The following is a 7,910-nucleotide window of genomic DNA, read 5'->3' as shown; positions in this document are numbered from 1 at the left end:
TGGTGTCGATCTCGGGCAAACCCGAGATCGATGCCGTCGCCCTTCGAGGCTCGCCCTCCGGGCGAGCACCTCAGGGTGACGGATCGAACGATGGTGACCGGTGCTACACCGACTTCATGCCCCAGCGCTCGATGGTGCGGCGCTCGACGAAGTCGAAGAACCAGTTCTCCGACACCCAGCCGATCATCGCGATGGTGATCATGCCGCACACCATGATGTCGGGGCGGAGCTGCCAGCGGGCGTCGTCGATCAGGAAGCCGAGGCCGGTGATCGACGAGATCATTTCGGCGCCGACGATGACGCGCCAACCGACCCCGTAGGTGAGCCGCATGCCGGTGATGATGTAGGGCAGCGAGCCCGGGATCAGGATCCGGCGCACATACAGGCCCCGCGGCGCCATGTAGACCTTGGCGACATCGGTGTAGAGGCCCGACAACGTCTGCACGCCCGTCATGGTGTTGAAGATGATCGACCAGATGCCGGAGAAGAAGATCACGAACACGGTCGAGGTGAAGCCGATGCCGAACCACAGGATGGCGAGCGGGATCCAGGCGATGCCCGGGATCGGATAGATCAGCCGGCACAGCGGCAGGAAGGCGGCCCGCACGCGCGCATTGGCGCCGAGCGCCAGCCCGACCGGAATGCCGACGATGGCGGCCAGGATCACGCCGGTGAACTGGCGGCCGATGCTGGCCAGCGTGTTCTGCAGCAGCACGCCGTTGGCGATCAGGTCGCGGAACGCCAGCACCACCTGCCAGGGCGACGGAAACGCCCAGGGCGGCATCAGGCCGAGCCGATAGACGATCTCCCACACCAGCACGAAGCCGGCGATCGTCGCCCAGCCGAGCAGCGTGTCCGACGTGATCCGGATCCTGCTGATCCAGCTCCGCCGGCGCGGTGCCGCCCGGGTCGTGGCGGCGTCGACCCTCGAATGCGCGATATCGGCCATCGGCTCGCTCACCTCGCCACCATCATGTCGTGCTCCAGGGCCGCGGCCCTGGTGATCTCCTCGCTCAGCACGGCCCGCACCTCGCGATGCAGCGCGCTCATCCCGGCCGAGGTCGGGTCGCGCGGACGCTCTTCGTCGACGTCGATCACCGCCTTGATGCGGCCGGGCCGCGCCGTCATCACGACGATACGGTCGGAGAGGTAGATCGCCTCCTCGATCGAGTGGGTCACGAACACCACGGTCTTCTTGTAGACGCGCCAGATGCGCAGCAGCTCGTCCTGCAGGCCCTGGCGGGTCTGCGCGTCGAGCGCCCCGAACGGCTCGTCCATCAGGAGGAGCGACGGCTTCACGGCCAGCGCCCGGGCGATCGAGACGCGCTGCTTCATGCCGCCCGAGAGCTGGTGCGGGAACTTCTGGGCGAAGTCGCTGAGGCCGACGACGCGCAGCAGCTCGGCCGACGCGGCCCGGCGCTCCTCGGCCGGCACGGCACGTGCCTCGAGGCCGAACTCGACATTGTCCTGCACGGTCATCCACGGGAACAGCGCGTAGTCCTGGAACACCACGGCGCGCTCCGGCCCCGGGCCGTCCACCACCTTGCCGTCGATGGTGATGCGCCCGGCGCTCGCCGGGATCAGCCCGGCGATGATCTTGAGGAGCGTCGACTTCCCGCAGCCGGACGGACCGAGCAGGCTGACGAACTGACCCTCCTCGATCGTGAGGTCGATGTCGCTCAACGCCAGGAGCGCGCTGTCGCTCGATCCGTAGGACTTGTCGAGAGCCTCGATGACGACCATCCGGGACGCCCTATTTCAGCTTCTCGTAGGCCGGATAGCCCGGATAGGACTTGGCGAAGCCGTCGTCGACGACGTCGTCGTAGCCGACCGTCTTCTGCAGCAGCTTGTCCTCGGTCATCCAGCCGATCAGCGCCTCCACCCAGGCGCGGGGCACCTCGTTGTAGCTCCAGCCGCAATTGCCGTAGGCCTCCTGCAGCAGGCCGGCGTCGAGATTGGGCACGTAGTGCTTGAGCGTGTCCATCGCGACGCTCGGATCGGTGCGCATCAGATGCACGGCGTCGAGATGCGCCCACACCATCCGCTTGGCGAGCTCGGGATGCTCCTTGATGAACTTCCGCGTCATCACCATGCTGTTGCGCAGCATGTCGGAGGGCAGCTTCGACTTGTCGACCAGATCGGCCGCCGGCAGCAGGAGCTTGGTGCCGCGCTTGACGGCGTTGGCGCCGTAGGGCTCGAACGGGAAGGCGGCGGCGATATCGCCCGTGACCAGCGCGGCCGCGACCTCGGGCACCGGCACGGCGGCGAGCTGCACGTCCTTCTCGGACAGGCCGAAGCGCGGCAGGATGTGATGCAGGAGCGTCAGGTACTGCACGTCGAACTTGGTGACGATGCCGATCCGCTTGCCCTTGAGATCGGCCCACGACGTCACGTTGGGAGCGGCGACGATGGACGCGCAGTTGGCCGAGGAGGCGGCCGTGATGACGTTGTCGACGCCGGCCGAGTTGTAGCGGATCGTCGAGGCGATCTGGTTGTAGCCGACGTCGAAGTCGCCGATCGACATCATCTGATTCGAGCGGACGTAGTTGCCGCCCTTGAAGTCGACCTTGATGCCGTACTTGTCCCAGATCTTCTTGTACTCGGCCATGAAGGGCTGGATGTGGTCGTAGCCGGCCGTGCCGGCGACCACCCGGACCGTGTAGGTGTCCTGCGCCTGCGCCGCGCCCGTCAGCAGGCCGAGCGCCGTGAGCGCGCCGATGGTCGTCCGTCTCGTCGTCATGCGTGTCCCTCGTGTGGTCGGCAAGGCGGTGATGGCGGCTTCGCTACTCGGCGGCCACGCGGGCCGCGACCGGCGCGCGGGTGATCTCCTTCACCTCGGCCATGGCGGCCTCCATGTGGGACAGCGCGGCGATCTCGGTCTCGGCGATGCGGGCGAGGATCTCGCCGGCCGCCTTGATCTCGGCCTCGTAGCGCAGCGTCCGGAACAGCTCCGAGGACTCCTGCATCTTTCGCCCGGCGGCGGCGACATCGTCCGACTTCAGGTCGCGCTGCGCGAGCTCCGCTGCGACGCGGCGCAGATAGCCGGCCGCGCCGGCGCGACCGAGCACGCCGTGGTTCGGGATGTTGCCACGCACGAACAGCGGGCGCGTGGTGCCGTCGGGCGCCACCGTGTCGCCGAGCCGTCCGCTGCGGATCGCCTCGGCGCAGGCCGCCATGCCGTACGCGCCGGTCTCGAAATGCGGGATCTGCCACTGGTTGCCGAACAGCGCGTAGGGCTTCGGGTACTCGCCCGACAGGATCTTGAGGTTGCGCCGGAACGAGTGGCGGATCGAGGCGGCGATGTCCCAGGCCGGATCGCGGCCGGGCTCGATCCAGACCATCAGATACGGACCGTAGCCGTCGTGCAGGCTCCACGCGCCGCCCCAGGGATGATGATGCGCCCAGGCCTGGTAGCGCTCGCGGCCGCGCAGCGCTGCCTCCTCCCAGGCCCGGCGAAACACCTCGACGGGCGCCTCGTAGCGGCAGTTCTCGGCGATGTCGTTCGGCTCGAAGATCGTCACGGTGCCGCGGGTGGAATCGTAGCCGGCGACGACCACGTGATGGCCGAAGCCGGTCGGGCCCATGGTCCTGTGCTGATAGGCGAGCCGCGGGGAGGCCTTGGCGCCGTGTGGCAGCATCAGGCTGTAATGCAGGCCGACCTGCACCGGGACGCCGCGGTCGATCAGCCCGGTGAGGCGCGCCCAGGCGCCGTCGAAGCCGTCCTCGTCGTCCTGCTCCCAGTGGCCCTGGAAGCCGAGCGCCTTCGGCGTGTACTCCCAGATCTCGTGGAACGGGCCGGCGCCGCCGTTGAAGGCGGGGGCGCCCCACACCGGCGACCAGCGGAACGAGAAGCCGTCGCCCGAGGTGCCGTCGGCGAACAGCACGTCGGGCTCGCCGTGATGGCGGACCATGCCGAGCAGGCCGGTGAAATAGCAGCGCCCGGCATTGCCGTCGTCCGGATAGCCTTTCGGCCCGAACCACGTCATCGAGTAGTAGGACTGCTCGTATCCTGCAACGCTCGCCATGGCCGTTCTCCCCTGGGGCTCGGGTTGGGACGGATCGTGATCAGATGAGCGGGTTGGTCATTTTCGCGCGGAGCGCGACCTGGTCGATGCCGAACCGGTCGGCGAGCCAGTCCGCCATCAGCTCCTGGCCGATGGTCGGGTTGTCGTGCTGGCAGTGCTCGGCGCCGGTCTCGTCGGCGTCGACGTAGCGCAGCGTCACGTCGACGCCCTTCGACTTGGCGTAGTCGTGGACGCGCTGCGCCTGCTCGACGCCGAGCACGTCGAAGCCGCCGTGCACGATGAGGTACGGGCACTTCATGTGATCGAGCGCACCGTCGAGCGTGAACGGCTTCGCCTTCTCCAGCGCCTCCTTCACGGTGGCGGCCCCGAAGACCCATTTGATGTGGTCGGCGAGGCCGTGGTTCTCGTCCGCCCTGGCCCACAGATCCGGGATCGACCAGATCGCGCCGTGCGAGATGGCGGCGGCGAGACGCGGCTCGAAGCAGCCGGCCCGCGCCGCGTAATAGCCGCCGAGCGATGAGCCGCACACCGCGATGCGGCTGGTGTCGACGTCGTCGCGCGTCTCCAGATAATCGATGCACTTGCCGATCGGGACCTCGGTGTCGAAGCGGGTCGTGATCTTGTGCCGGCGCAGCGTGCCGCCCTGCCCCGGCCCGTCGATCATCAGCACCGAGATGCCGCGCTGCAATGCGCCGTGCGCCTGCATGAACCACATCTCGTCCTTGATCGAGTCGAGCCCGCCCATGCAGATCAGCACCGGCTGCTTGCCGGTGTCGAACGGGGCGCGGACGAAATAGGCGAACAGCGTCTTGCCGTTCTCGTAAGGGATCTGCAGCACCTCGCCGGGCGGGTTGAGGTTCTCGATGAACTTCCGGCTGCAGGTCTCCATGTCGGTGAAGGCGGCGAGCCGGCGCGGATCGTCGGGCAGCAGCCAGAACTCGACCTCACGATAGTAATCGGCGGCGCGCAGCCAGCAGTTCATCGCCGTGCGCACATGGCCGGCCGCATGCTCGTCGTCGCCGCGCTGCTGATTGAAGTCGGCGATGCGCTTCCACTCTTTGTACCAGCTCTCCTTGTCGCCCGGGATCATCCGGCTGGCGGCCAGGAAGCACTCCGAGACGGAGCCGCCGCCCTCCTGCGTCTCGCCGAGCGCGCGGCGGAACTGGTAGCTCATCCACGGATGGTCGGGCCAATGATGCCAGCCGAACGGCTGATAATGGGCCTCCTTGCGATCCATCACCTCGTCGATGAGAAGCGCTTCCGCCATTCCGGTCTCTCGCTCTTTGGAGTGGGCTGATCGGGACAACTACGGACAGCCTACGGCCATTCAAGAGACTTGAGCAACAGGAAAAGCTGTTGATTTATTGGGCGCGCTGCCGCCGGGTTCGGCAGCTTTGCAGGCAAGGTATGGAGGGAGGCGGAAGGAGAGAGGGAGTGGAAGTGGAACCGAGCTTGGGATCGCCTTCCGACCGCCTCGGCCTCGCCCCGTCATCCTGCGGCGCCCGGCGAAGCCGGGCCTCGAAGGATGGCGGCCACCGCACCGGCCGTCGCCCTTCGAGGCTCGGGCTTCGCCCGAGCACCTCGGGGTGACGGAGTGATTCCCCGGTCGAAGGACGGGCTAGAACGTCGGCGGGGTGTTGATGAAGATCACGCGCGCCTCGCAGTCGCCGATGTTGCGATAGCCGTGCGGCGTCTCGGAGCGGTAGCAGAAGGAATCGCCCGCCTCGATCCGGTAGGTCTTGTCGCCGAGCTGCAGCTCGATGGTGCCGGCGATCACGTAGCCGACCTCCTCGCCCTCGTGGGTGAGCAGGCCTTCGCTGCCGCCGCCGACCGCGACGACGTGGATGTTGCCCTGGAGGAGATGGCCGGCCGAGTACGGCACCAGCCGCTCCAGCCGGATGCCCTCACCGCGACGCACCGGATCGAGATCGACGACGACGCGATTGCCGCTGCGCTGGACCACGTTCTCGTCGGCCGACGGCGTGGCGAACAGCTCGCCCAGTGTCAGATGCAGCGCCTCGCACAGCCGCCGCAGCACGTCCAGCGAGGGCTGCAGCTTGTTGTTCTCGATCTTGGAGACGAGGCTCTCCGAGCAGCCCGCGGCCTCCGCCACGTCCTTCAGCCGGGCCCCGCGCGCCAGCCGCGCATGGCGCAGCCGGACGCCGAGATTGAGCACCCCCTGTCCGGAGTCGGGCTCCGGGCGCGGAGACGTGGCAGTCACCGACATGAACGATCCTTTGCGGAGGTCCGATGCGCGATGGCCCGGTGCGCGGACGGGCGCCCCACCGGTACGGCTTTCGACAGGGCTCCGATCATCGCGTCGCAGGCCGTCATCGCGTCGCTCATAGCGTTAGCGTCCCGTCCGGGTCACGTCCAGAGGCCGCACCGCGTCCGGCATCAGCCGGCCGGCAGCACCAGCTCGGCCCGCAGGCCACCGATCGGCGCCGCCGCCAGCGTCAGCTTGCCGCCGTAGAGGCCGGCAAGCTCCGTCACGATCGACAGGCCGAGGCCGGAGCCGGGCTTGGTCTCGTCGAGCCGCTTGCCGCGTCGCGCGACCTGCTCGCGCTCGGCCGCGGAGAGGCCCGGCCCGTCGTCGTCGACGACGATACGCAGCCCCGCGGTCGCCCGCCGGTCCGGCGGAGGCGCGGCCCCCACCTCGATGGAGACGCGCCCCTCCGCCCACTTGCAGGCGTTGTCGACCAGGTTGCCGACCATCTCCTCGAGGTCCTGCCGCTCGCCGACGAAGCGCAGCGTCTCCGGCACCTCGGCGTCGATGACCAGGCCGCGGTCGTGATGCAGCTTCTGCATGGTGCGGGCGAGCGCCGTCACCACCGGCCTCACCTCGGTGACGTTGCCGACCACGGTGAGGCGGGCGGCGAGGCGCGCGCGCTCCAGATGCCGGGTCACCTGGTCGCGCATGATGGCGGCCTGCTCGCGGACCTTGCGGGCGAGCGGATCGTCGTCGCCGCGCGTCGCGGCTTCGTTCACCACCACGGACAGCGGCGTCTTCAAGGCATGGGCCAGATTGCCGACATGGGTGCGGGCCCGCTCGACGATCTCGCGATTGGCCTCGATCAGCGCATTGGTCTCGCGGGCGAGCGGCGCGATCTCGTCCGGGAAGTCGCCTTCCAGGCGCTCGCTGCGCCCGGCCCGGATCGCCGCCAAGCTCTCCGAGATGCGCTTGAGCGGCGCCAGGCCGAACCGCACCTGGAACATCGTGATCAGGATCAGCACCGCCGCCAGCATCACGAACGTGATGGCGAGCGCATTGTCGAAGGAGCGCGTCTCCTCGTCGATCTCCTGGGGATCGCCGGCGACCGCGACCAGGAAGCGCCCTTCGTCACCGAGGTCGACGGTGCGTTCGACCAGCCGCAGGCGCTGGTCCTCGGGGCCGTCCACATAGGAACGGCGGCTGCCGTCGGTGCCGGGCACCAGGCCCTGGTCGGCGAGATGCGGCAGCGTCGAGTCCCACAGCGAGCGCGACGAGCGCGTCTCCGGCTTCTGCGCGCCGAGGCGAGTGATCTGCCAGTACCAGCCCGACAGCGGCAGCTCGAACAGCGGCTCGCCGAGCGACAGCGGCCCGCGCTCGGTGCCCTCCTCGGGCGCCGCGACCTCGGCGACCAGCGTCCGCAGATAGACGCCGAGCCGGCGGTCGAAGGAGCGCTCCACCGCCTGACGGTACAGCGACGAGAGGCTGATGCCGGTGGCCAGCAGGATGATCACGGTCCACGCGGTGGCCGAGAGAAAGAGGCGCAGCGCGAGCGAGTTGGCGCGCATGTTACGAGGGAGCCCGTTTGGCCCTCTCCCCCGGGGAGAGGGTCGGGCGTCCGCGAAGCGGACGACCGGGGTGAGGGTTTGCGGCGCTGATGGCCGACCTCGGCCCCC

7 protein-coding genes are annotated in these 7,910 nt (G+C 68.8%); all 7 read right to left on the bottom strand.

Annotated elements, in window-relative coordinates; genetic code table 11:
• Nucleotides 1-103: 103 nt before the first annotated feature.
• The 7 genes from CH341_RS25265 to CH341_RS25235 all read right to left on the bottom strand — a co-directional run bounded on the left by CH341_RS25265 (nucleotide 104) and on the right by CH341_RS25235 (nucleotide 7,802).
• Entirely contained in the window at nucleotides 104-949 is an 846-nt protein-coding gene (locus CH341_RS25265; RefSeq protein ID WP_146604618.1) for an ABC transporter permease, read from the bottom strand.
• An 8-nt stretch (nucleotides 950-957) separates the two neighbouring features.
• Nucleotides 958-1,743 (bottom strand): ABC transporter ATP-binding protein, encoded by a 786-nt coding sequence (locus CH341_RS25260; protein ID WP_111421739.1) that lies wholly within the window; start codon nucleotides 1,741-1,743, stop codon nucleotides 958-960.
• 10 nt (nucleotides 1,744-1,753) lie between these two features.
• Nucleotides 1,754-2,740 carry an ABC transporter substrate-binding protein gene (locus CH341_RS25255; RefSeq protein WP_111421738.1) on the bottom strand — a complete coding sequence of 329 codons (987 nt, stop codon included), beginning with the start codon at nucleotides 2,738-2,740 and terminating at the stop codon, nucleotides 1,754-1,756.
• 43 nt (nucleotides 2,741-2,783) lie between these two features.
• Complete coding sequence (locus tag CH341_RS25250) at nucleotides 2,784-4,025, bottom strand: cysteine peptidase family C39 domain-containing protein (RefSeq protein ID WP_111421737.1); 1,242 nt, start codon at nucleotides 4,023-4,025, stop codon at nucleotides 2,784-2,786.
• Nucleotides 4,026-4,065: 40 nt separating this feature from the next.
• Nucleotides 4,066-5,292 carry an alpha/beta hydrolase family protein gene (locus CH341_RS25245; protein ID WP_111421736.1) on the bottom strand — a complete coding sequence of 409 codons (1,227 nt, stop codon included), beginning with the start codon at nucleotides 5,290-5,292 and terminating at the stop codon, nucleotides 4,066-4,068.
• Nucleotides 5,293-5,643: 351 nt separating this feature from the next.
• The gene (locus CH341_RS25240) at nucleotides 5,644-6,252 is read right to left on the bottom strand and encodes a cupin domain-containing protein (RefSeq protein WP_111421735.1); all 609 of its coding nucleotides are present in this window, start codon (nucleotides 6,250-6,252) and stop codon (nucleotides 5,644-5,646) included.
• A gap of 170 nt (nucleotides 6,253-6,422) precedes the next feature.
• On the bottom strand, nucleotides 6,423-7,802 hold the full coding sequence (locus CH341_RS25235; RefSeq protein ID WP_111421734.1) for a sensor histidine kinase: 1,380 nt from the start codon (nucleotides 7,800-7,802) through the stop codon (nucleotides 6,423-6,425).
• Nucleotides 7,803-7,910 lie beyond the last annotated feature (108 nt).

This window comes from Rhodoplanes roseus (genome assembly GCF_003258865.1).
Classification (GTDB): Bacteria; Pseudomonadota; Alphaproteobacteria; order Rhizobiales; family Xanthobacteraceae; genus Rhodoplanes; species Rhodoplanes roseus.
The sequence above is the reverse complement of the archived record's forward strand: the minus strand, read 5'-3'. Positions and strand labels throughout refer to the sequence as shown.

What these genes read in the sequence shown, in the direction of transcription:
- CH341_RS25265 (WP_146604618.1), bottom strand. Translation starts at nt 949, where the DNA reads ATGGCCGATATCGCGCATTCGAGGGTCGACGCCGCCACGACCCGGGCG.
- CH341_RS25260 (WP_111421739.1), bottom strand. Translation starts at nt 1,743, where the DNA reads ATGGTCGTCATCGAGGCTCTCGACAAGTCCTACGGATCGAGCGACAGC.
- CH341_RS25255 (WP_111421738.1), bottom strand. Translation starts at nt 2,740, where the DNA reads ATGACGACGAGACGGACGACCATCGGCGCGCTCACGGCGCTCGGCCTG.
- CH341_RS25250 (WP_111421737.1), bottom strand. Translation starts at nt 4,025, where the DNA reads ATGGCGAGCGTTGCAGGATACGAGCAGTCCTACTACTCGATGACGTGG.
- CH341_RS25245 (WP_111421736.1), bottom strand. Translation starts at nt 5,292, where the DNA reads ATGGCGGAAGCGCTTCTCATCGACGAGGTGATGGATCGCAAGGAGGCC.
- CH341_RS25240 (WP_111421735.1), bottom strand. Translation starts at nt 6,252, where the DNA reads ATGTCGGTGACTGCCACGTCTCCGCGCCCGGAGCCCGACTCCGGACAG.
- CH341_RS25235 (WP_111421734.1), bottom strand. Translation starts at nt 7,802, where the DNA reads ATGCGCGCCAACTCGCTCGCGCTGCGCCTCTTTCTCTCGGCCACCGCG.